The sequence below is a fragment of the Sporosarcina sp. NCCP-2716 genome (assembly GCF_023707985.1).
Classification (GTDB): domain Bacteria; phylum Bacillota; class Bacilli; order Bacillales_A; family Planococcaceae; genus Sporosarcina.
Genome location: NZ_BRCF01000001.1, coordinates 138620 through 161897 on the forward strand (window position 1 = coordinate 138620; position 23278 = coordinate 161897).

Annotated in this window: 28 protein-coding genes; 15 read left to right on the plus strand and 13 right to left on the minus strand. The window is 53.5% G+C overall.

Annotated features, from left to right (window positions below; genetic code table 11):
* Positions 1-36: 36 nt before the first annotated feature.
* The 6 genes from NFU03_RS00710 to NFU03_RS00735 form a co-directional block, all read right to left on the minus strand.
* Complete coding sequence (locus NFU03_RS00710) at positions 37-1236, minus strand: MFS transporter (protein WP_398289485.1); 1200 nt, start codon at positions 1234-1236, stop codon at positions 37-39.
* A 390-nt stretch (positions 1237-1626) separates the two neighbouring features.
* Positions 1627-2700, minus strand: a complete 1074-nt coding sequence (locus NFU03_RS00715) for an ABC transporter substrate-binding protein (RefSeq protein ID WP_251635231.1) — start codon at positions 2698-2700, stop codon at positions 1627-1629.
* Entirely contained in the window at positions 2697-3497 is an 801-nt protein-coding gene (locus tag NFU03_RS00720) for an ABC transporter permease (protein ID WP_251635233.1), read from the minus strand. Before NFU03_RS00720 ends, NFU03_RS00715 begins: the two co-directional genes overlap by 4 nt.
* Positions 3481-4308: an ABC transporter permease gene (locus NFU03_RS00725; RefSeq protein WP_251635235.1), complete on the minus strand. Its 828-nt coding sequence runs from the start codon at positions 4306-4308 to the stop codon at positions 3481-3483. Before NFU03_RS00725 ends, NFU03_RS00720 begins: the two co-directional genes overlap by 17 nt.
* Positions 4298-5401, minus strand: coding sequence for an ABC transporter ATP-binding protein (locus NFU03_RS00730; RefSeq protein ID WP_251635237.1), 1104 nt, complete (start codon positions 5399-5401; stop codon positions 4298-4300). The genes NFU03_RS00725 and NFU03_RS00730 overlap by 11 nt, the downstream gene beginning before the upstream one ends.
* Positions 5402-5418: 17 nt before the next feature.
* On the minus strand, positions 5419-5961 hold the full coding sequence (locus tag NFU03_RS00735) for a helix-turn-helix domain-containing protein (protein ID WP_251635239.1): 543 nt from the start codon (positions 5959-5961) through the stop codon (positions 5419-5421).
* A gap of 210 nt (positions 5962-6171) precedes the next feature.
* On the opposite strand from NFU03_RS00735, the gene NFU03_RS00740 reads away from it, so the two are divergent.
* The 4 genes from NFU03_RS00740 (at position 6172) to NFU03_RS00755 (ending at position 8508) form a co-directional block, all read left to right on the plus strand.
* Complete coding sequence (locus NFU03_RS00740) at positions 6172-6498, plus strand: hypothetical protein (RefSeq protein ID WP_251635241.1); 327 nt, start codon at positions 6172-6174, stop codon at positions 6496-6498.
* Positions 6499-6652: 154 nt separating this feature from the next.
* Positions 6653-7195: a peroxiredoxin gene (locus tag NFU03_RS00745; RefSeq protein ID WP_251635243.1), complete on the plus strand. Its 543-nt coding sequence runs from the start codon at positions 6653-6655 to the stop codon at positions 7193-7195.
* 89 nt (positions 7196-7284) lie between these two features.
* Positions 7285-7734 carry a TlpA family protein disulfide reductase gene (locus NFU03_RS00750; RefSeq protein ID WP_251635245.1) on the plus strand — a complete coding sequence of 150 codons (450 nt, stop codon included), beginning with the start codon at positions 7285-7287 and terminating at the stop codon, positions 7732-7734.
* A 114-nt stretch (positions 7735-7848) separates the two neighbouring features.
* Positions 7849-8508 (plus strand): potassium channel family protein, encoded by a 660-nt coding sequence (locus NFU03_RS00755; protein WP_251635247.1) that lies wholly within the window; start codon positions 7849-7851, stop codon positions 8506-8508.
* Positions 8509-8583: 75 nt separating this feature from the next.
* On the opposite strand, the gene rnjA is transcribed toward NFU03_RS00755, so the two are convergent.
* The 3 genes from rnjA to def form a co-directional block, all read right to left on the minus strand.
* On the minus strand, positions 8584-10251 hold the full coding sequence (rnjA, locus tag NFU03_RS00760) for a ribonuclease J1 (RefSeq protein ID WP_251635249.1): 1668 nt from the start codon (positions 10249-10251) through the stop codon (positions 8584-8586).
* Positions 10252-10254: 3 nt separating this feature from the next.
* On the minus strand, positions 10255-10464 hold the full coding sequence (locus tag NFU03_RS00765; protein ID WP_251635251.1) for a DNA-dependent RNA polymerase subunit epsilon: 210 nt from the start codon (positions 10462-10464) through the stop codon (positions 10255-10257).
* A gap of 253 nt (positions 10465-10717) precedes the next feature.
* On the minus strand, positions 10718-11272 hold the full coding sequence (gene def, locus NFU03_RS00770; RefSeq protein WP_251635253.1) for a peptide deformylase: 555 nt from the start codon (positions 11270-11272) through the stop codon (positions 10718-10720).
* Positions 11273-11388: 116 nt separating this feature from the next.
* Here def and NFU03_RS00775 point away from each other — a divergent pair, with 116 nt between their 5' ends.
* From NFU03_RS00775 to NFU03_RS00800, 6 genes are all read left to right on the plus strand, one after another.
* Entirely contained in the window at positions 11389-12027 is a 639-nt protein-coding gene (locus NFU03_RS00775) for a YkyA family protein (RefSeq protein WP_251635255.1), read from the plus strand.
* Positions 12028-12239: 212 nt separating this feature from the next.
* Positions 12240-13355: a pyruvate dehydrogenase (acetyl-transferring) E1 component subunit alpha gene (gene pdhA, locus NFU03_RS00780; protein ID WP_251635257.1), complete on the plus strand. Its 1116-nt coding sequence runs from the start codon at positions 12240-12242 to the stop codon at positions 13353-13355.
* A 3-nt stretch (positions 13356-13358) separates the two neighbouring features.
* Positions 13359-14336 (plus strand): alpha-ketoacid dehydrogenase subunit beta, encoded by a 978-nt coding sequence (locus tag NFU03_RS00785; protein ID WP_251635258.1) that lies wholly within the window; start codon positions 13359-13361, stop codon positions 14334-14336.
* A gap of 38 nt (positions 14337-14374) precedes the next feature.
* Entirely contained in the window at positions 14375-15757 is a 1383-nt protein-coding gene (locus NFU03_RS00790) for a dihydrolipoamide acetyltransferase family protein (protein WP_251635260.1), read from the plus strand.
* Positions 15758-15760: 3 nt separating this feature from the next.
* Positions 15761-17173, plus strand: coding sequence for a dihydrolipoyl dehydrogenase (gene lpdA / locus NFU03_RS00795; protein ID WP_251635262.1), 1413 nt, complete (start codon positions 15761-15763; stop codon positions 17171-17173).
* An 80-nt stretch (positions 17174-17253) separates the two neighbouring features.
* Complete coding sequence (locus tag NFU03_RS00800; RefSeq protein ID WP_251635264.1) at positions 17254-17523, plus strand: UPF0223 family protein; 270 nt, start codon at positions 17254-17256, stop codon at positions 17521-17523.
* Between the two features lie 71 nt (positions 17524-17594).
* On the opposite strand, the gene NFU03_RS00805 is transcribed toward NFU03_RS00800, so the two are convergent.
* On the minus strand, positions 17595-18221 hold the full coding sequence (locus NFU03_RS00805) for a YktB family protein (RefSeq protein ID WP_251635266.1): 627 nt from the start codon (positions 18219-18221) through the stop codon (positions 17595-17597).
* Between the two features lie 153 nt (positions 18222-18374).
* On the opposite strand from NFU03_RS00805, the gene NFU03_RS00810 reads away from it, so the two are divergent.
* A complete protein-coding gene (locus NFU03_RS00810) occupies positions 18375-18569 on the plus strand; it encodes a hypothetical protein (RefSeq protein ID WP_251635268.1) in 195 nt (64 codons plus the stop codon).
* Between the two features lie 136 nt (positions 18570-18705).
* Positions 18706-19500: an inositol monophosphatase family protein gene (locus NFU03_RS00815; RefSeq protein ID WP_251635270.1), complete on the plus strand. Its 795-nt coding sequence runs from the start codon at positions 18706-18708 to the stop codon at positions 19498-19500.
* 41 nt (positions 19501-19541) lie between these two features.
* Here NFU03_RS00815 and NFU03_RS00820 read toward each other — a convergent pair whose 3' ends face one another.
* Complete coding sequence (locus NFU03_RS00820) at positions 19542-19727, minus strand: YlaF family protein (protein WP_251635272.1); 186 nt, start codon at positions 19725-19727, stop codon at positions 19542-19544.
* A gap of 101 nt (positions 19728-19828) precedes the next feature.
* Here NFU03_RS00820 and typA point away from each other — a divergent pair, with 101 nt between their 5' ends.
* Positions 19829-21661: a translational GTPase TypA gene (gene typA / locus NFU03_RS00825; RefSeq protein ID WP_251635274.1), complete on the plus strand. Its 1833-nt coding sequence runs from the start codon at positions 19829-19831 to the stop codon at positions 21659-21661.
* Positions 21662-21685: 24 nt separating this feature from the next.
* Positions 21686-22018: a YlaH-like family protein gene (locus tag NFU03_RS00830; protein WP_251635276.1), complete on the plus strand. Its 333-nt coding sequence runs from the start codon at positions 21686-21688 to the stop codon at positions 22016-22018.
* Between the two features lie 22 nt (positions 22019-22040).
* On the opposite strand, the gene NFU03_RS00835 is transcribed toward NFU03_RS00830, so the two are convergent.
* Positions 22041-22244, minus strand: coding sequence for a YlaI family protein (locus NFU03_RS00835; protein ID WP_251635278.1), 204 nt, complete (start codon positions 22242-22244; stop codon positions 22041-22043).
* Positions 22245-22258: 14 nt separating this feature from the next.
* Positions 22259-22756, minus strand: a complete 498-nt coding sequence (locus NFU03_RS00840) for a peptidyl-prolyl cis-trans isomerase (RefSeq protein WP_251635279.1) — start codon at positions 22754-22756, stop codon at positions 22259-22261.
* 180 nt (positions 22757-22936) lie between these two features.
* Between NFU03_RS00840 and NFU03_RS00845 the strand changes: the two genes are divergently transcribed.
* Positions 22937-23218, plus strand: a complete 282-nt coding sequence (locus NFU03_RS00845; protein WP_251635280.1) for an Fpa/YlaN family protein — start codon at positions 22937-22939, stop codon at positions 23216-23218.
* Positions 23219-23278: the final 60 nt, after the last annotated feature.

Below are 23278 nucleotides of genomic sequence, written 5' to 3' on the forward strand. Positions count from 1 at the left end.
CCTGCCGCACCTATGATAAGGTGCAGCAGGACTTTTTTAATTGGAACGGGTGGCAGAGAGCGTCCCCGCATTCCGTTTTGCCCAAGTGGCGGCAAGGGCGAAACAGGCGAGCAGGATGGCAGTGCCGAGGAAATAAGGCGCTGTCATCTTCCAGTCGAAGACGAAACCGGCGAGCGCCGGGCCGACCATGTTGCCGAGACTCATATAGGCATTCATCATACCGGCGGCGTAGCCCTGCTCGTCCCCGGCGAGCTTGGAGACGAGCGTGTTGACGGCCGGCCGGAGCAGTGCCGTCGCTGTCGAGAAGATCGTCGCGACGAGCAGGATCGACCAGAACTGGTTGACGAACGTGATGCCGAGCATCGAAATAGCTGCTGCGACTAAGTTGATGAGGATGACACGCATCTCACCGTAACGTTTGAACAGCCGCTCGATGACGAACGTCTGGATGATGACACCGACGAACCCGCCGACCGTAATGATGACCGCGATCATCAGCGGTGTGTAGTCATACTTGATGCCGACATAGAGGGAGATGGTCGACTGGAAATTAGCCAGGCCGAACGAGAAGACGAACATGACGATCAGGACGACGAAGTACGGCTTAGTGGCCGATCTCGCAATTTGCCGGAACAGGTTGCCCCCCTGTTTCGGACCGGCCTCTTCCGTTGCGGCCGGCGCCGGGTTCGGCAGGATGTACATGGACATGACAGCGGCGAACAGAGCCGCTCCTGCTGCAAAGTAGAATGGGAACTGCAGTCCGAACTTCGACAGGAACCCGCCGATCCCCGGTCCGATCATGAAACCGAGGGACATCGACGCGCCGAGCAGCCCCATGCCGCGTCCGCGTCCTTCGTAAGAAGTGATGTCGGCGACGAACGCCATCATCGGAGGGATGAGGAATGCAGAGCCGATCCCTGAGAAGAAGCGGGCGGCGAACAGCATCCACAAGTGTGTGGACATCCCGAACGCGAGCTGCGACAGTCCGTACAGGAGAAGGCCGAAGATGATAATCTTCTTCCGGCCGTGCCGGTCGGAAAGGGAACCGGATATCGGGGAGAAGATGAATTGTGCAAACGAAAACACGGCGATGAGCGAGCCGAGTGCTGCGCCGGCGACCCCGAACGTCGCCAGATAATCGGGCATGATCGGGATGATGAGTCCGATGCCGGACATGGTGATGAACATATTGAACATGAGAATATAGATTGCGATAGGTGTTTTCTTGCCGGCCAAACGGGTTCCTCCTTTTTGTAACTGCGGTTGCTTGCTCAAGTGTATCATATCGCGCTCTTTGGCGTTATTTCCGACAGCTTGGGGTTCGTGGTGTTCGGTGGACAATAGGTAAGCTCCTTTGTGCCCGCGAGGTTCCAAACAGTTGCACTTCGGTAATTAAGGAGTTGTTCTAGTGCCCGTTGGAGCGTGCGAACGAGTCATCCGGTCACTAGGGCGCTTTGCTAGTGACCGTGAAAGACCCCAGCAGCCTCGCCCGGTCACAAAGGGACACCCCTAGTGCCCGCGAGATTCCAATCAAGTGCACTACGGTAACTAAGGAGTCTCCCCTCAAGCCCAACTCCGCACAACAAAAAAGCAGAAGCGCCCAAGCGCTTCTGCTTCCCGTTCCAATCACTTCATATCCATCTTGAACTCAAGGAACAATTCATTGTAAAAACCGAGCATCTCCAAACCGAGGTCCTTGTACACTTCCAGATGACCGCGCGCTTCCTCGTCCGGGTAGTACCGCTCATCGGACGTCACTTCGGGATCCATGAAATCGAGCGCCTTCAGGTTCGGTGTTGAATAACCGACGTAATCGGCATTCTGGGCAGCGACTTCAGGCCGTAGCATGAAGTCGATGAACTTATAGGCGCCGTCGATGTTCTTGACAGTCCGCGGGATGACGATATTGTCGAACCACAAGTTCGAACCTTCCTCCGGCACGACATACGTGATGTCTTCGTTCTCGGACATCATATCCGCCGCCTGGCCGGACCAGATGAGGGAGACGGCTGCTTCGTTGTTCATCATCATCTGCGTCACTTCGTCACCGATGACGGCCTTGATATTCGGGCTCAGCGTCTTCAGTTTGTCTGTCGCTTCCCGCAGTTCGCGGGGGTCCGTCGAGTTGAGCGAATAGCCGAGCGAGTTCAGGCCCATGCCGATCACTTCGCGGGCGCTGTCGACGAGGACCACTTCCTGTTTCAGCGAAGGGTCCCACACGTCATCCCAGCTCTCGAACGTCTGGCCTTCGAGCAGCGACGGGTTGTACGCGATGCCGAGCGTACCCCAGAAGTAAGGGATGGAGTACTTGTTCTTCGGATCGAACGGCAGATCCTCGAAATAAGGATCGATGTTTTTCATGTTGGGGATCTTGCTGTAATCGAGCGGGATGAGCAGGTCTTTCTTCCGCATCATTTCGACCATGTACTCCGACGGCACGGTTATGTCGTACGACGTGCCGCCCTGTTCGATCTTGCCCATCATCCCTTCGTTCGAATCGAACGTTTCGTAGATGACGTTGATGCCCGTCTCTTTTTCGAACTGCTTGATAAGATCTGGGTCAATATACTCGCCCCAGTTGTAGACCGTCAGTGTGTTGCCGCCTGCCTGTGCGCCGCTTTTCGCGAGCTGGGCGTTAACGATCATCAGGACGGCCGCTGCAATGATGATCAGCAGTGCACCGCGTATGAGTGATTTCATCGTTTCACCCCCGAAGCCGGCGTCCTCGGCCGGTTTTTCAATACATAATAGCCGAGAATCAGGCCTGCCGTAATGACGAAGATCAGGCCGGACAGGGCGTTGATCGTCAGCGTGACACCTGTGCGCGCCATGGAATAGATCTCGACGGAAAGGGTCGAGAAGCCGTTGCCCGTGACGAAGAAGGTCACGGCGAAGTCATCGAGCGAATAGGTCAGTGCCAGGAAGAACCCGGCAAAGATGCCCGGCTGGATGAACGGCAGGATGACGCGCGACATGATCTCTTTCCGGGTCGCGCCGAGGTCGAGCGCCGCGTCGATCAGTGTCGGGCTCATTTCCTGCAGTTTCGGCAGCACCATGATGACGACGATCGGGATGCTGAACGCGATGTGCGACAGAAGCACGGACGCGAATCCGAGCTTGATGCCGACCAGGGTGAAGAGGATGAGGAACGACGCTCCGATGATGACGTCCGGACTCACCATGAGGATGGAGTTCATCGACAGCATGACGTTCCGCATCGCTTTGTTGCGCATATAGTGGATCGAAATCGCACCCATGACGCCGATCGCCGTTGAGATCAGCGCCGACAGCAGGGCGACGATGACTGTGTTCAGCACGATGCCGATCAGCCGTTTGTCCTCGAAGACGGCAGCATAATGCTCCCATGTGAACGATTCGAAGTGCGACATCTTGCCGCCCGAATTGAATGAATAGAAGATCAGATACGCAATCGGAGCGTACAGGACGACGAAGACAGCTATCAGATAGATCTTCGCGAGTTTACCGTTTTTTTCCACTGCCCGCCATCCCCCTTTCGTTTGCTGTCGTCAGCAGCAGGATCACGACCATGAACAGGATGAGGAAGACGGCGATCGTCGAACCCATGCCCCAGTTCTGTGTCACGAGGAACTGCTGTTCAATCGCGGTCCCGAGCGTGATGACCCGGTTTCCTGCGATGAGCCGAGTGATCATGAAGAGCGACAGCGCAGGGATGAAGACGACCTGGATGCCGGACTTCACACCGTTCAGCGTCAGCGGCCAGATCACCCGGGTGAAGGTCGTCCACGCATTCGCACCGAGATCACGCGAAGCGTCGATCAGTGCCGGATTCAGCTTATCGAGCGCATTGAATATCGGCAGGATCATGAACGGGATGAAGATGTAGACCGACACGAACACGAAGCTGAAATCGGTGAACAGGATCTGGTGCTTGCCGATGCCGAACGCTTCAAGCGCGGCGTTGATCGGCCCGTATAAGCCCATCAGTCCGATGAATGCATATGTCTTCAGCAGCAGGTTGATCCATGAAGGGATGATGATGAGCAGCAGCCAGAGCTGCTTATGCTTCAGTTTGGTCAGGAAATAAGCTGTCGGGTAGGCGATGAGCAGCGAAAAGAACGTGATCAGGAAAGCGTACCAGAACGAGCTGACTGTCAGTTGCAAATAGACGGATGTGAAAAAGTTGCTATAGTTGCTCAGCGTGAAATTGCCGCCCAGATCGAAGAATGAATAGTAGACGATCAGGCCGATCGGTGCGATGACGAACAGGATGATCCAAAGTGAATAGGGGACGAGCGGCAGCCGGAAATTCGTGCGGTTAGTTTTCATCCGCCGCACCATACGCTTCGAGCCGCGCGTCGTAGTCTTCTTCGGATTCGTTCAGACGCATGACGTGGATATCTTCCGGATTGAAATCCAGACCGATCTTCTTGCCGACTTCCGCTTTCTTCGTGGAGTGCACGAGCCATTCGTTGCCGTCTTCGTCGTAAGTCGACAGTTCGTAATGGACCCCGCGGAACAAGGATGTATCGACGGTGACCGCGAGCTTGCCGCCGTCGACCGGTGTGATCTCCAAGTCTTCCGGACGCAGCACGATATCCACTTTCTCATTCGGCTGCAGGCCGGCATCGGCGCACTCGAACCGTTTGCCGTTGAACTCGACGAGATAGTCTTCGATCATGACGCCCTTGACGATATTCGATTCGCCGATGAAGTCCGCGACAAAGCGGCTGATCGGCTCGTCGTAGATGTCGTTCGGCGTGCCGGACTGCTGGATCTCCCCGAAGTTCATGACGAAAATCTCGTCTGACATGGCGAGCGCCTCTTCCTGGTCGTGCGTCACGAAGATGAACGTCTTGCCGAGCCGCTGCTGCAGTTCGCGCAATTCATACTGCATGGCCGACCGCAGTTTCAGGTCGAGTGCGGACAATGGTTCGTCGAGCAGGATGATTTCCGGGTCGTTGATGATTGCGCGGGCGATCGCCACACGCTGACGCTGGCCGCCGGACATCTCGGTGATTTCGCGGTTTTCGTAACCGGACAGGTTGACGAACTTCAGCGCTTCCTTGACGCGGCTGTCGATTTCCGCTTTCTTCACTTTCTTGATGCGCAGTCCGAACGCGACGTTTTCATACACATTCAAATGAGGGAACAGCGCGTAATCCTGGAACACCGTATTGACTTGGCGTTCATTCGCCGGGACTTGGTTGATGGGTTTGCCGTCGAAGTAGATCGTTCCGGAGGATGGCTCGGAAAAACCCGCGATCAGCCGGAGGATCGTCGTCTTGCCGCAGCCGGAAGGGCCGAGCAGTGTATAGAATTTCCCCCGCTCCATTTCAAAGGATACATCCTTCAAAACAGTGGTTTCTTCGTTGAATCGTTTGCTGACATTCTCAAAACGGATGATCGGTTGTGTGGACAAGGAAGGTCCCCCTTTTTCTATAGATAAGATTCCGTAGCGACGAGGAGCAGTTCGCTCACTCCGTCGTGTGCATTGTAAATCCGGTGCTGATCCTCCGCGGAATAATAGACGGCATCACCGGCTTCCGCCTGGTAAACCTGGGTGCCGATCTCTATTTCCACGTTCCCTGACAATACATAGATAAACGTTTCCGAGAGGGAAGGGGCGAACTGCTTCAGCTCCCCTTTGGCGGAAAACGTAATATGCACAGGTTCCATGTCATTTTCGTTCGAACGGGGGATGAGCCAGCGGATTTTGTAGCCGAGTTCGTCGTTCGAATAAGTCGTCTGATCATGAGGTGAGAAAACGACCGGCTCACTCTTCTTCGACTCATCGAAGAACTCTTTCGGGCTCGTGCCGAGCACCTCGAGCAGGGAGAACAGCGTTTCGATCGAAGGGGAGTTCAAATCTCTCTCCAGCTGCGAAATATATCCTTTCGTCAGGTCGGTGCGCTCGCCCAGCTCTTCCTGTGTCAGCCCATTTTGTAATCGCAGCCGTTTGATCTTGCTGCCGATTTGCATGACGTTCCCCACTTTCATCGGAGTTTAGTATAAGTGTACTTCAAGTTTACTTTTAGCGTCTTTCATTATACAAAACCTTTGCAGGAATGCAATAGTGAAATGATTGGAAAGGAAAATTCATCTGCTTCCCCGTGCAGGAAGGAGGCACCGGAATCATTGTGTTCTCAGCGTGGGAGTAGTAAACTGAAACAAAGAAATGGAGGGTTCCGATTGGGCGAGAAAATGACTTTCTACTTTGACCCGGAAGACCGGCACTGGAACAATATGCTGAAGGCGGCACTGGAAGGACGGACACCGCCTGTGAGAGACGGGGAGAAGCGGGTGTTCCTGTTCCATAAGGAAACGGTCATCGAGTGGGACGAAATGGCGAACCACTGCATCTGCTGCATGGAACCGCTTCTGTACAACGAACAGTTCGACTCGGTCTTCTGCGGCGCGTGTGACGAGTGGCGCGAGGCGTCCTGTAATGACCCCGAGTGCGAATATTGCGGGGACCGCCCGGCGAGACCGTCGCTGTGCCTCGATGCAGAAAACTGATCCGGGCGCTCTGCTTCTCAATTACCGGGTCATTGCCGATAATCATTCTTAAAAGTAAATCATTCTAATTGATATTCTGGCGGACGTTTGGTACGATATAGAAGAATTGAGCAGATGAGATGGCTGCTCTAAAGATAAATTGGAGGGATTTTGAATGGCAGAACGCATGGTTGGGAAACAAGCTCCACGATTTGAAATGGAAGCAGTAATGAAGGACAAGTCCTTCGGGAAAGTAAGTCTTGAAGAAAACATGAAAAACGACAAGTGGACAGTCCTTTTCTTCTATCCAATGGACTTCACTTTCGTGTGCCCTACTGAAATCACAGCAATGTCCGACCGCTATGATGAATTCGAAGATCTCGATGCTGAAGTGATCGGTGTCTCCACAGATACGATCCACACACATAAAGCATGGATCAACACAGACCGCAAAGACAATGGTCTCGGCGAACTGAACTATCCGCTTGCTGCAGACACAAACCACGAAGTGGCACGCAACTACGGTGTCCTGATCGAAGAAGAAGGCGTGGCACTCCGCGGACTCTTCATCATCAACCCTGAAGGTGAAATGCAGTACCAGACTGTATTCCACAACAATATCGGCCGTGACGTCGACGAAACGCTCCGCGTACTTCAAGCGCTTCAGACAGGCGGTCTCTGCCCGGCGAACTGGCGTCCAGGTCAGGAAACCCTGTAAGACCGGAACCATACTTATCAAGCAGATTGACAGCAATGTCCCCGTTCAGCATCCGCTGCGGGGATTTTCACTCAAAGGAGGATATTCCAATGAAACTACGTGAACAGATGCCTGAATTGGACGGCGCGACAGCTTGGCTGAACGGTGAAGTGACGAAATCGGAGCTCGTCGGTGAAAAACCGACCCTCATCCACTTCTGGTCAGTGAGCTGCCATATGTGTAAAGAAGCGATGCCGGATGTCAACGCATTCCGGGACCAGTACAAAGACGAGCTGAACGTGGTGGCTGTCCATATGCCGCGTTCGGAAGACGACGTCAACCTCGATCACATCAAAGAAGTCGCTGCAGAGCATGATATTACGCAGCCGATCTACGTGGACAGCGAACTGAAGCTGAATGACGCGTTCGAAAACCAGTACGTCCCTGCGTATTATGTATTCGACAAGGACGGCCAGCTGCGCCACTTCCAAGCGGGCGGCAGCGGCATGAAGATGCTCGAAAAACGCGTCAACCGCGTGCTCGACGAAATGAAGAAATAACAGCTGAAACACCCGGCTTCCGTCAGACGGAATGCCGGGTTTTCTCATGGTTTGAGTGCAGTGCGCGGCTGTGGTAAACTATACGCATTCTTATAGCTATCGGAGAGATGGATAATGAAAAAGGAATTTGTGGTCATCGGGCTCGGACGGTTCGGTGGAAGCATCGTCAATGAACTCATTGAATTGGATGCATCCGTCATGGCGATCGACATATCGCAGGACCGTGTAGCGGAATATGCACAGATCGCGACTCAGGCGGTGGCCGCGGATACGACTGATGAGTCGACATTGCGGTCGCTCGGCATCCGGAACTTCGAACATGTCGTCGTCGCCATCGGGGAAAACATCCAGGCGAGTATTTTAACGACGCTCATCCTGAAGGAGATTGGTGTGCCGACCATCACAGTGAAAGCGCAAAATGATTATCACGAAAAAGTGCTGCGGAAAATCGGTGCGGACCATGTCATCCATCCGGAACGGGATATGGGAAGACGGATTGCGAACCGGCTCGTCTCCAACGACATCCTCGACTACCTGGAGCTGTCCGAGGAGTATTCCATCGTCGAAATCCGCGCGAATACCAAACTTTCAGGGGCTTCACTCATCGACCTCGACATCCGTGCCAAATACGGTGTCAACATCGTCGCCATCAAGCGGGAAGATCATATCCTCGTGTCCCCACAGGCGATCGAAGAGATCCAGCTGAACGACATCCTCATCGTCATCGGATCCGACGTCGACATCCACCGCTTCGAGAGGAAAGTGCTCCATTAACAAGAACGGCATAGAAAAAAAGGGCTGTCTCGGAAAGTCATCAATGACTTCCAGGGACGGCCCTTTTGCTATCGGTCACACTTCAAGGATCACCGGCAGGATCATCGGTTTCCGTTTGGTCTTGTCGTACAGGTAGGAGCTGAGCGAGTCGATGATGTCGCTTTTCAGGACGCCGATATCAGCAGGTCCGGCAGCGAGTTTACGGTGCATCTGACGCGTCAGCATGTACTGCGCTTCGTTGATCATCGCACCGGACTCCCGCATGTAGACGAATCCGCGCGAGATGAGGTCCGGTCCGGAAACGACTCGGTTCCGTTTCTTGTCGATTGTCGCGACGACGATCACGAGGCCGTCTTCGGACAGGTTCTTCCGATCGCGGAGGACGACATTGCCGATATCGCCGATTCCGCTGCCGTCGATATACACATCCCCGGAAGGGACGCGCCCTGCAGGACGGGCGGAATCTTCGGTGAGCGCCAGCACATCTCCGTTCGACATGATGAAGACGTTATCCGGTTCCACGTCGCAGGAGATAGCCAGCTCTTCGTGCATCTTGAGCATCCGGTATTCCCCGTGGATCGGCATGAAGAACTTCGGCTGGATCAGACGGAGCATCAGTTTCTGCTCTTCCTGGGATCCGTGGCCCGACGTATGGATATTATTCAGTGCGCCGTGGATGACTTCCGCTCCGGCGCGGAACAGGGCGTTGATCGTCTTGTTGACACTCAGCCGGTTCCCGGGAATCGGGGACGAGGAGAAGATGACCGTATCTCCCGGCTGGATCTGGACTTGGCGGTGCGTGCCGTTTGCGATCCGTGACAGGGCGGCCATCGGTTCTCCCTGGCTTCCTGTACAGAGGATCATGACTTCGTTCGCCGGCAGCCGGTTGATGCTCTGGGCATCGACGAACAAGTCTTTCGGCGCGTCGATGTAACCGAGTTCGCGTCCGATCGTAATTGCGTTATCCATGCTGCGGCCGAACACCGCCACTTTGCGGTTGAAGATCTGTGCAGCCTCGATCACTTGCTGGAGACGGTGGATATTCGATGCGAATGTCGCAAAGATGACCCGTCCGTCCACTTTGCGGAAGATGTCGTTCAGGCTGTCGCCGACTTTGCGTTCGGACATCGTGAAGTTCGGCACTTCCGCATTCGTACTGTCGGATAGAAGGCAGAGGACGCCTTCACTCCCGATCCGTGCCATCTTGGCCAGGTTCGCCGGTTCCCCGACAGGTGTGAAGTCGAACTTGAAGTCCCCGGTATGGACGATGTTGCCGGAAGGCGTCTTCACGACGACCCCGTATGCGTCCGGGATACTGTGTGTCGTCCGGAAGAAGGACACTGCCGTCTTCCGGAACTTGAACACGTCATCCTCGCCGAATTCAATCAGTTTCGTGGAGCGCATCAGACCGTGCTCTTCAAGTTTGTTGCGCAGCAGGCCGAGGGCGAGCTTACCGCCGTATACCGGCATGTTCACCTGGCGCAGCAGGTAGGGGATACCCCCGATATGGTCTTCGTGGCCGTGTGTGATGAACAGCCCTTTGATTTTGTCTTCATTCCGTTTCAGGTACGTATAGTCCGGAATGACGTAGTCGATTCCAAGCAGGTCGTCCTCCGGGAATTTGATACCCGCGTCAATGAGGATGATTTCATCCTGGAATTGTACCGCGTACGTGTTTTTGCCGATCTCGCCCAGTCCGCCCAGAGCGAATACAGCTGTCTCATTGTTTTTAATGGATTTCATGGATTACACCTGCTCGAGCTCGAAGTTACCTGAAGCCTGCTCATACGTGAGATGCTCCCCTTCAAGCTGCTGGATGAATTCGATGTTGTAGTTGCGGCTTTGCAGCTTTTTGCGTACTTCGCGCTGCGTCTCAGCCTCCACGTACATCGTTTTGGTGTTTTCGCGGACGGGCACCTGGACCTTGCTCTCTTGGTAGTACACTTTAAAAATCATGTTGTGATCTCCTTTGTTCTGTCGTTCGATTTTGGACTGATATTTTTAATAGTACCATGCCATCAGCGGAAAATAAAGAAAAGCCCACCTGCTCATGGGTGGGCGGATATCTTTATGCGATTGACTTTTTGCCGAGGATGCCATTCAGACGCTTCAACAATTTTCGTTTCAGGCGCTTATACATGGCGGTATCACTCCTTAAAGGAAGTATACCATATTTCAAAATTTCTGTCAAATGCCAGTCGGCGCTCATTCAGCGTTCATATGGTGAAGAATCGGCAGGGACCCGGTACGGTTCGTTCGGGTCGATATGATCATAGAACATCACTCCGTTCAAGTGATCCAGCTCATGCTGGAAGGCGATGGCAGGAAGACCCTTCAGCCGCTTCTTGTACTCTTTCCCTTCGGTGTCGAACGCTTTCACCGTAATTCGGGTGTAGCGCGGCACGATCCCTTCGACTTCCCGGTCCACCGACAGGCAGCCTTCGCCCGTCGATAGATAGGTCTTCTCGACCGAGTGGCTGACGATCCGCGGATTGATGGCGATCAGGCTGATCCCTTTCTCCTCGTCCGATTCGATGTGCAGCGCAAAAATCCTTTTCAGACGGTTCACTTGCGGAGCGGCGAGTCCGATGCCGGCACGCAGTCCGTATTTCTCAGAGACGGCATCGTCCTGGCTGTTGACGACATACTCATGCAGGTCGTGCGCCAGCTGTTTGTCTTCAGCGGAGAGAGGGAATACTACTTCCTCCGAACGTTCCCGTAATGCAGGGTTGCCTTCTCGTATTATATCTTCCATTAAAATCATTTCGTCTGTCCCCTTTTCCATTTGGTGCGTCGTTACCTATATTATTAGTATAATGGAATCGGGAATCAGGTGAAAGGATTTCAAGCTGTGCATGAAAAAAAGCGAGGTGATGACGTATGCGCAAGTTGATCATGTTCGTCCCGATCTGGCTGCTTCTGCTGACAGCGGGCTGCACGCAGGAGAAGGACGAGATGCAGCACGGACTCGATGGGATTTTAAGTGAGGTGCAGAAGCACGAAAAGGAAATCACGGATTATGAAAACCAGCTGGACAGCCTGGAGAAGAAGGAACAGACATTGTTCAAGAAGACGACCGGTCTGAGCATTGAAGACCGGGAAGCGCTGGAAAGCGGGGTGTCGCGCCTGCAGGCATCGCTTGAAGAGCGGAGCGGCATCATGGGAAAAGAGGAAGAGGAGATCGATGCTGCAGAGGAGACGGCGAAACAGCTGACGACCCTTCCGCCCGCCGGAACGGATGAAGGCAAGAAAGCCGTCGCAAAACTGAAATCGGCTCTGGACACCCGGTACGAGCTGCACCGCACAGTGGCCGCCAATTATATGGAACTGCTCGAAAAACAGCGGAAGGTTTATGGCCTGCTCGTTGATGAAAATGTAAAGCGGGCTGAGCTCGACGAGGCGATCGGGGATGTGAATGATCAGCAGTCGAAGCTTGCGGATGCTGTCAGACTGTTCAATGAGTCGACAGCTGAAGTGAACGAGGCGCTCAAGGAGACCCAGCAGCCCGGGGACGAGTAAGTTGATGAATTCATTGTATTATAGCACAGATGATAGGATGTGCTAATACAGACGGCCGGTCAGCGGGGGAGTCAGTCTGCCGCCAACCAGCGCAGATGCTTCATGGATTGACCGTTCCTCGACGTTTCAGTATACTGGAAAAGAAAGAAATTGTGTATCAATGGAATGTCGCGGAATACCTAATACAGTTTAAAAGAAGGAGAGTTGCCGAAATGGCTGCAAAAAAGAACACGCAGTTCGATCCTGTGAATACGCTGCATGAGATCGAAGAAAAGTTTGAGATGTTTCAGATTCTGAACGAAGACGGAAAGATCGTGAACGAAGAGGCTGATCCGAAAATGTCGGACGAAGAGCTGACAGAGCTTATGGAGCGCATGGTCTATACGCGCATCCTGGATCAGCGGTCGATTGCGCTGAACCGCCAGGGCCGTCTCGGATTCTATGCACCGACAGCCGGGCAGGAAGCGTCCCAGCTTGCTTCCCATTACGCGCTGGAGAAAGACGATTTCATCCTGCCGGGATACCGTGATGTACCACAGCTGATCTTCCACGGCCTGCCATTACATATGGCATTCCTCTGGTCACGGGGCCACTACCTCGGCAGTGATCTGGCGGATGACCTCAATATCTTCCCGCCGCAGATCATCATCGGCGCACAGTACGTCCAAGCGGCAGGTATTGCACTAGGACTGCAGAAACGCGGAAAAAAATCAGTCGTGATGACCTACACCGGTGACGGCGGTACGTCACAGGGCGACTTCTATGAAGGCATCAACTTCGCGGGCGCTTACCGCTCCCCGGCGATCTTCGTCGTTCAGAACAACCAATATGCGATCTCGACACCTCGTTCCGTCCAGACAGCGGCAAAGACACTTGCCCAGAAAGGTCTTGCAGCAGGAATCCCGAGCATCCTCGTGGACGGCATGGATCCGCTCGCGGTCTACGCAGCGACGAAGGACGCGCGCGAACGTGCAGTCAATGGCGAAGGCCCGACACTGATCGAGACGATGTGCTACCGCTATGGTCCGCATACGATGGCCGGGGATGACCCGACACGCTACCGGACTTCCGATATCGACAGCGAATGGGAGAAGAAGGATCCGATCGTCCGCTTCCGTACGTATCTCGAAGGCAAGAAACTGTGGAGTGAAGAGCAGGAGAACGCTGTGATCGAACGCGCCAAGCAGGAGATCAAGGACGCGATCAAACAGGCCGATCAGGCACCGAAGCAGAAAGTGACAGACTTCCTGAAAATCATGTACAAAGGCGACATGCCTTACAATGTCCAGGAACAGTTTGACATCTATACAGAAAAGGAGTCGAAATAACCGATGGCACAAATGACGATGATCCAAGCAATTACCGATGCAATGCGCACGGAATTGAAGAATGATGAAAACGTGCTCGTCTTCGGTGAGGACGTCGGGAAAAACGGAGGCGTCTTCCGGGCAACCGAAGGTCTTCAGAAGGAATTCGGGGAAGAGCGGGTCTTCGATACACCGCTTGCAGAGTCAGGTATCGGCGGTCTTGCGATCGGACTGTCCCTCACAGGATGGCGCCCGGTCATGGAAATCCAGTTTTTCGGCTTCCTTTTCGAAGTGATGGACTCGGTCAGCGGCCAGGCAGCCCGCCAGAGTTTCCGGACAGCCGGCAAACGCAACGCACCGATCACGATCCGCTCGCCGTTCGGCGGCGGTGTCGCAACTCCTGAGATGCACGCGGACAGCCTGGAAGGGCTCGTCGCTGCACAGCCGGGCATCAAAGTCGTCATCCCTTCGACGCCATACGATGCAAAAGGGCTTCTCATCTCGGCCATCCAGGACGAAAACCCGGTCGTGTTCCTAGAACACATGAAGCTGTACCGCTCATTCCGCCAAGAAGTGCCGGAAGAGGAATATACGATTCCCCTCGGCAAAGCGGATATCAAGCGCGAAGGAACAGACGTCACGATCATCGCATACGGTGCGATGGTGCAGGAGAGCCTGAAAGCAGCTGAAGCGCTGGAAAAAGAAGGCCACTCCGCTGAAGTGATCGACCTGCGCACGATCCAGCCGCTTGACGTGGAAACGATCATTGCATCCGTCGAGAAGACGAACCGGGCGATCGTCGTCCAGGAAGCACAGCGCCAGGCAGGGATTGCAGCGAACGTCGTTGCTGAGATCATGGAACGCGCCGTGCTCAGCCTCGAAGCGCCTGTCCTGCGGGTGACGGCTCCGGATACGGTTTATCCGTACGCACAAGGGGAAAACACATGGCTCCCGAACGCGGCTGACATTACGGAAACCGCTAAGAAAGTTTTGAACTTCTGAACTTACGAATCAAATGACTAATAGAGAGGGTGGATGACGTGGCCTATCATTTCCGTTTACCAGATATCGGAGAAGGAATTCACGAAGGTGAAATCGTCAAATGGTTCGTCGCTAAAGGCGATACCATCAACGAAGACGATACACTTCTTGAAGTGCAGAATGACAAATCGGTCGTCGAGATCCCTTCCCCGGTGACAGGAACAGTTGAAGAGATCCTCGTGCAGGAAGGGACTGTTGCGGTCGTCGGCGATAAGCTGATCCGCATCGACTCCCCGGATCACGAAGACGAAGAGGACGACACACCGGACGAACAGCCGGCTGAAGGAAAGTCCGAAGAGAAGAAAGAGACGGAAGCCCAAGTGCAGGCGACAGCTGAAGAAGGGCAGGAGATCGACAAAGCCGACGCCCCTCAGCAAGAGGCCGGAAAAGGCGCCGATACGACGCCCGCTCCTGCAAGCGCAAACGCGGATCCGAACCGCCGTGTGATTGCAATGCCGTCCGTCCGCAAGTTCGCACGCGAAGAAGGTGTCGACATCAAACAAGTTTCCGGCACAGGAAAGAATGGCCGTGTACTGAAGGAAGACATCGAGACATTCAAGCAGGGCGGAGGCAAACCGCAGGCGGAACAGCCGGCCGCAGAGTCAGTGTCTGAACAACCTGCAGAAGCCGCTTCAGCAGTCCAGCCGAAACCTGCCGAACAGGCGGTTCCGGAAGGCGATTTCCCGGAAACCCGCGAAAAATTGTCAGGCATCCGGAAGGCTATCGCAAAAGCGATGGTCAATTCGAAGCACACGGCACCTCACGTGACGCTGCTTGACGAAGTGGACGTGACCGAACTGGTCGCACACCGAAAGAAATTCAAGGAGATCGCAGCAGAGCAGGACGTGAAGCTGACGTACTTGCCGTATGTCGTCAAAGCACTCGTCTCGACATTGCGCAAATTCCCTGAATTGAACACATCACTCGACGATGCAACGGAAGAGCTCGTCTACAAGCATTACTTCAATATCGGTATTGCTGCAGACACGGACCGCGGTCTCCTTGTGCCGGTCATCAAACACGCAGACCGCAAATCGATGTTCGCGATTTCAAAAGAGATCTCTGAACTCGGCGGTAAAGCGCGCGAGGGCAAACTCTCTCCGAATGAGATGAAAGGCGCTTCCTGTTCGATCACGAATATCGGATCGGCGGGCGGACAATGGTTCACCCCGATCATCAACCACCCGGAAGTGGCGATTCTCGGAATCGGCCGCATTTCGGAGAAGCCGATCGTGAAAAATGGTGAAATCATCGCTGCACCTATGTTAGCATTATCATTAGTGTTTGATCATCGGGTGATCGATGGCGCAACCGGCCAGCAGGCGCTCAATCACATTAAGCACTTACTCGGAAATCCAGAACTTTTATTAATGGAGGCGTAAACCATGGTAGTAGGAGATTTTCCAATTGAAACAGATACGCTCGTAGTCGGTTCAGGCCCCGGAGGATATGTGGCAGCAATCCGTGCAGCCCAGCTCGGACAGAAAGTGACGATCGTTGAGAAGAACATGATCGGCGGCGTCTGCCTGAATGTCGGATGTATCCCTTCGAAGGCTCTCATCTCCGTCGGGCACCGTTTCGTTCATGCACAAGGCTCCGACGATATGGGGATCACAGCTTCCGACGTTAAACTCGACTTCAGCAAAGCGATGGCTTTCAAGGAAAGCGTCGTCAATAAGCTGACAGGCGGCGTCGAAGGACTCCTGAAAGGCAACAAAGTCGACATCGTCCAAGGCGAAGCGTACTTCGTCGATGCGAACACAGTCCGCGTGATGGACGATAAGTCCGCCCAGACATACAAATTCAAAAATGCGATCCTTGCGACTGGTGCACGTCCGGTCGAAATCCCGAACTTCAAGTTCTCAGACCGCATCATCAACTCGACAGGCGCACTTGCGCTGAAAGAACTGCCGAAGAAACTAGTTGTCATCGGCGGGGGTTACATCGGTACGGAACTCGGTTCTGCATACGCAAATCTCGGTTCTGAAGTGACAATCATCGAAGGCGGAGATGATATCCTGTCCGGCTTTGAGAAGCAGATGACCCAGCTTGTCAAAAAAGGCCTGAAGAAAAAAGGCGTCGAAATCGTTGTCAAAGCGACTGCGAAAGGCGCTGAAGAAACGGACAGCGGTGTAAAAGTCACTTATGAGGCAAAAGGCGAAGAGCAGACGGTTGAAGCTGACTATGTACTCGTAACTGTCGGCCGCCGTCCGAACACCGATGAAATCGGTCTGGAGGAACTCGGCCTTAAGTTTGAAGACCGTGGTCTCCTGAGTGTCGACAAACAGTGCCGGACAAGCATCCCGAACATCTACGCAATCGGGGATATCGTTCCGGGACTGCAGCTCGCTCACAAAGCGTCCTATGAAGGGAAAGTCGCTGCGGAAGCGATTGCCGGTGAAAAGTCGGAAGTCGATTACTTGGCGATCCCGGCTGTCTGCTTCACGGATCCTGAACTTGCCACTGTCGGCTTTAACGAGAAAGAGGCAAAAGACGAAGGCTACGAAGTCGTCGTCGGCAAGTTCCCGTTCGCAGCAAACGGACGCGCGCTGTCGCTGAATGCGACAGAAGGTTTCGTGAAACTGGTTGCACGCAAGGAAGACGGTCTGCTGATCGGTGCACAGATCGCAGGTGAGAACGCTTCTGACATGATCGCAGAAATGGCGATTGCCATCGAAGGCGGCATGACTCTTGAAGACGTCTCGATGACGATCCATGCCCACCCGACACTCGGTGAGATCGCCATGGAAGCCGCTGAAGTGGCACTTGGCAAACCGATCCACATTTTGTCGAAATAAGCAGATGAGGGACCTGTCCGGTTTGCGCCGGATAGGCCCCTTTTTTCTGTATATCCTATGGAAAGAACGGAGGGATGGAGATGGAATACAGTTATCCGATCCGTATCGACTGGACGACCGAAGAGATCGTAACCGTCACCGAGTTGTTTACAGCTATTGAAAAATCATTCGAACAGGGGATCTTACGGGAGGACCTGCTGGCGGTGTACAAGCGGTTCAAGACAGTAGTGCCGTCGATGGCGGAGGAAAAGACGCTCTTCCGGGAATTCAAGGAAGTGAGCGGGTACGAAAGCTACAAAGTGGTGAAACGTGCCAAAGAAGGAACGGACGGAGAGCTCATCAAAGGCTGACCCATGCAGGTGAAAGAAAAAACGATCCGGACCGCGCGGCCGATTTTGCGCGATCCGGATCGTTTTTTGTATTACTGGCCGGTGATCCGTTCGTATACCGGCAGCAGCGTTTCGAATGTCCGGTCGGCATACGAGAGGAATTCACTCTCCGTCATGCGGACGGCCTCTTCTGCAGGAAGGTGTCGGCCGACGAGGAACTCGGCTTTTTTGACATCATGCAGCCGTTCCAGCAGCTTCAGGATCCCTTCTTCGCCGGCGTCATGGATAGAGTCCGCGCCCGGCTTCATATGATCGCCGGAAACGATATAATCGCCGGGAAGCCCCGTCAGCAGCTTCACATCGTGCTGAAGCCTTTCGGAAATCCCTTTTTTGTCCGGATTTTCGTAAATGACCGCCAGGATGATGAATAAATGGGTGCCCCACAGACCAATCTGGAAATGAGGCAGCGCTTTGTAACCCCGTTTCGCAGGTGCGAAGGCGACCCAGCTGTCCCTCGGCGGATTGACGGTGCGCCGTGCATGCTTCGCGACATGGGCGAAAAATTCGCCTTTCCCCCATGCAGACAGAATCGGGGCATACCGTTCGCCGAGCATCGCGAATTTCGGCTGGATCCGTTCCTGCAGAGCCGTCATCCGGGCTTCCAGGCCAGGCGTTTCAAATACGCCGAAATCCGATTCCGTCCAGAATCCTTTCGTCATATCCGTTCCCCCTCTCATTTTTCCACGTTTATAACTAAAGACAATGGGGAACAATTGAAGACAAGAGGACGAATATCTAGTTGTCCTGTCGGTTCCCGCATATCTTATGGTAACAGGAAATAGCACATACTTTCAAAAAAGGGGTGTTCTATCATGAAACAAGTCGTCCACGTAATACGCAAAGCTGACGTTGAAAAGGAATTCCTTAAAGTATTGAACCTTGAACTGGATTATGAACTCGCAACTCTCCACGATGCGCTGGAAGAGGAGGATACGAAGCAGATCGCGAAGAGCAAGAAGCGTCTGACGGAAATCCACAGCGAACTGGAGAAGCTGAATGGTTTTTAATTGGAGTGTCATTCGGAATTTGTAGAAAGGCATCTGGGCATTGTTCTCTGTGATGGAGATCATGACAGAAGCCTTTTTTGTTTGGGGACAAACGGGCTATGCTATACTGAAAGCAGCAGAACTGGAGGGATTGGAGATGAATTGGGGACCCATTGACCGCTATGCGAAATCGCTCATCAAAGAAGCGGGGCATCATATCAGGCATTCTTTCTTTACCGGCATTGAAGTGAGCGCGAAGTCATCCGAGAACGATCTTGTGACGAATATCGACAAGGAGATCGAGCAGTTTTTCATCCGCCGCATCCGTCAGAACTTCCCGGATCACCGGGTGATGGGCGAGGAGGGATTCGGCGATACGGTGGAAACGCTTGAAGGGGTGGTCTGGTTCCTCGACCCGATCGACGGGACGATGAACTTCATCCATCAGAAGCGGAATTTCGCAATATCGCTCGGCATCTACCTGGACGGTGTCGGCGTCCTCGGATACGTGTACGACGTGATGGCCGGCGATCTTTATAGCGCCGAAAAGGGGGAAGGCGCTTATTTGAACGACATCCGGCTGCTGCCGCTGAAAGAGACAGCGGTCGAGGAGTCGGTGATCGGCGTGAATGCAAGCTGGGTCGCGCCGAACCGCTACGCGGAGCACGAACCGATGATCGAGCTCGTGAACCGCTGCCGGGGTACCCGTTCCTATGGTTCGGCCGCCCTCGAACTGACTCATGTCGCGGCCGGCCGGATCGATGCCTACCTGTCCATGCGGCTGTCGCCTTGGGACGTGGCAGGGGGCATGGTGATTGCGAACGAAGTCGGGGCGGTGGCGACAACGATGGACGGGTCTGCGCTCAGCCTGCTCGGCCAGGAGACGTTCGTCGTCGCGAATCCGGGGCTGCACCGTCAGCTGCTGGGCGAATTCATCCGATTAAAAAAGTGAAGGGGCAGCCGGATGACCGGTGCGCCCTTCACTTCAGAATTCTATAGAAGACCTTGCTCACGGTATTTCTTTTTCATCTTGAACCCGTTACCCATGATGAGGACGAGCGCGAGAATCGCTGCAAAAGCGAGCAGGAAGCTTTTCACACCAACTGCAATCCCGATCATGAACATCGAAAGAATCGCACCCAGGGAGTATGCGACGAACACCCATTTGACATTTTTCAAAAAAATACGCCTCCCGATAAAAGTAAATCGTTTTTTCTCGATGTATCTTGTGCTATAATAACACAGTTAAACAACTGAATAAAGACAGATGGAGTGAAATAATGACAAACTTACGCAATGATATTAGAAATATAGCGATCATCGCCCACGTCGATCACGGAAAAACGACACTGGTCGACCAGCTTTTGAAACAGTCCGGGATCTTCCGTTCGAACGAGCACGTCGACGAACGGGCAATGGACTCGAACGAATTGGAACGGGAACGCGGAATCACGATCCTCGCGAAAAACACGGCAATCGAATATGAAGGCACGAAGATCAACATCCTCGATACACCGGGACACGCCGATTTCGGCGGAGAAGTGGAACGGATCCTGAAAATGGTAGACGGCGTCGTCCTCGTCGTCGATGCATTCGAAGGCTGCATGCCGCAGACCCGTTTCGTCTTGAAGAAAGCGCTCGAAATCGACTTGAAGCCGATCGTCGTCGTCAACAAGATCGACCGCGAATTTGCGCGTCCTGAAGAAGTCGTCGACGAAGTATTGGAACTGTTCATCGAACTCGATGCAAACGACGATCAGCTTGAATTCCCTGTCGTATTCGCTTCCGGTTTCAACGGAACTGCGAGCCTGTCCCCGGACCCGGCAGACCAGGAAGACACACTGAAAGTGCTGTACGATGCGATCCTTGACAAGATCCCTGCACCGGTCGACAACCGGGACGAGCCGCTCCAGTTCCAAGTATCGCTTCTCGACTATAGCGACTACATGGGCCGTATCGGTATCGGCCGCGTCTTCCGCGGAACGATGAACGTCGGACAGCAGGTCAGCGTCATGAAGCGGGACGGTTCGGTCAAGAACTTCCGCGTGACGAAGATGTTTGGGTTCCTAGGTCTGAAGCGGATCGAAATCCAGGAAGCATACGCAGGCGACCTGATCGCGATTTCCGGGATGGATGATCTGGATGTCGGCGAGACCGTCTGCCCGACGGACCATCAGGAAGCCCTGCCGCTGCTGCACGTCGACGAACCGACACTGCAGATGAAGTTCCTCGTGAACAACAGCCCGTTCGCAGGCAGAGAAGGCAAGTGGGTCACATCCCGTAAAATCGAAGAGCGGCTCCAGCAGCAGCTCCAGACAGACGTGTCACTGCGCGTCGACCCGACGGATTCCCCGGATGCGTGGATCGTTTCCGGCCGCGGTGAGCTGCACTTGTCGATCCTGATCGAAAACATGCGCCGTGAAGGGTTCGAGCTGCAAGTTTCGAAGCCAGAAGTTATCGTCAAGACGATCGACGGCAAACGTTGCGAACCAGTGGAAAACGTCCAGATCGACGTACCGGAAGAGTATACCGGCGCTGTCATCGAATCGATGGGTGAGCGTAAAGGTGAAATGCTGGATATGGTGAATAACGGTAATGGACAGGTCCGCCTGACATTCCTCGTGCCGGCTCGCGGATTGATCGGCTATTCGACCGACTTCCTGACGCTGACACGCGGTTACGGCATCCTGAACCATTCATTCGCAGAATACAAGCAGATGTCCGCAGATAAAGTCGGCGGCCGCCGCAATGGTGTTCTCGTTTCCATGGAAAACGGAAAAGTGACAGCATACAGCATCATGCAGCTGGAAGACCGCGGCACGATGTTCGTCGAAGCAGGAACAGACATCTATGCTGGGATGGTTGTCGGTGAAAATACGCGTGAAAACGATATTACGATCAACCTGACACGTGTGAAGCACGCAACGAACGTCCGTTCCGCAACGAAGGACCAGACTGTTTCAACGAAAAAGCCGAAGATCCTGACACTCGAAGAAGCGCTGCAATACGCAGCGGAAGATGAGTATTGTGAAGTCACTCCGGTGTCGATCCGTCTCCGGAAAAAGATCCTCGACAAGAACGAACGGGAAAAGGCACAGAAAAAGAGCAAATAAGCTCCTGGGAAAGGAATGTATTGAATGAAGGTAGAGGATTCAGAGCTCGTCGCCGAGAAGATGTCCGGGATTGCTAAATTTATCTATGAACTGGTGCCCGGTTTCAATTCTGCAGGCTACGTATTGTTCGCCCTCGTGTTTTTACTGGCGGCCCTCGTCTACAAACTGGGCTTCGCCAGGAAAATCAAGCCGCTGCAAAACCTTGTGATCTACACGTTTTTGTTCATCGGCTGCCTCGTGCTGACGTTCTTAGCATTTTTCCTTCCGATTGTGGAAGGTCTCATCGTAGCGGCACTCATCCTGATCATTTACAGGGTGCGCCGGCTGAACGAACACAAAAAAGATCCAGTCGCTTAACAGCGGCTGGATCTTTCTTTTTTTAGAATTCGTCTTCAGCAGGATGGGAACTCCGGTGGAATGTGAATTTACCGGTCTCTTTCCGGATATGGGTCAGTTCCCCGATCCGGTTCCTGCAGCTTTCGCACATATACGTATGGATCGGCCGGTTCCGCAGCTTCTTTGCCAGCGGATCTTCGTCATCGAGTTTGCCGATCTCATCACAGATCACACATTTCACACGCATCGCTGCACCTCTTTTCAGCTGATCCGGATGGACGTGACGCCTTTGATCGGTGAATCCAAGTTGGACCCGTCCTTTTTCAGTACGTACACAGGACCATCTTCTTTCAGCGGTTTTCCTTTCAGGCTGAACTGGAAGATCAGCTCTTTCGCATCGCTGATCGGGAACTCGAACTCGCCTTCCGATGTAACGAGGATGATATTCTCCGCATCGGCCGCCGGCTCCGCGTTCTTCAGGAACGGCTCGATGATCATACCGAACGTACCCGTCAGCATTTTCTGTTTCTCATATTTCTTCTCAGTCTGTAAAGTGGGGGGATAGGTGGCGCCTTCCATGATTTCGCGGGACCAGTGCTTGCCCATCCGCTCCTTGTAGTCTTCCATTTCGTCGAACTCTACCTGCTCGGTCACAAAGTACGTATCCAGATCGATCCGGCGGTCGTCGAAGATCCAGACAGTCGGGTCGATTGTGATCGAATATTTCACGTTGCCTGTAATCGGTATGATGGTTTCCAAAGTAAAGCCTCCCAGCTTAGTCGTGAGTTAGTAACAGTATACCGCCTTTTTGCGCCAACCGGAAGTCATCCGGCTGAAAGTCGCACGGCCGGTTCGGGAATCACTTGCAATTTCGGCTTTATAAAGCTACAATTTAGGGTATAGCACCTTGCTGAAAAAAGAGGTTTGGGGGGCGTCCTCATGGATATAGAAGTGCAGGAAACGTATCAGGAAAAAGCTATCATGCAGCTGCAGGCCGATGCAGACAAGATCGCCCAGCTCATTAAAGTGCAGATGGATAACTTGACGATGCCGCAATGCCCTTTGTACGAAGAAGTGCTGGACACACAGATGTATGGGCTGTCCCGTGAAATCGACTTTGCTGTCAAGCTCGGTCTTATTGAAAGAGATCGCGGAAAGAACATCCTTTCGGCTCTCGAGAAGGAAATGAACATATTGCATGAACTCAGCGTCAAAAAATAAACGGAAGACTCAAACTCACTTACAGTTTGAGTTTTTTATTTACAGATACGAGGGATTTTC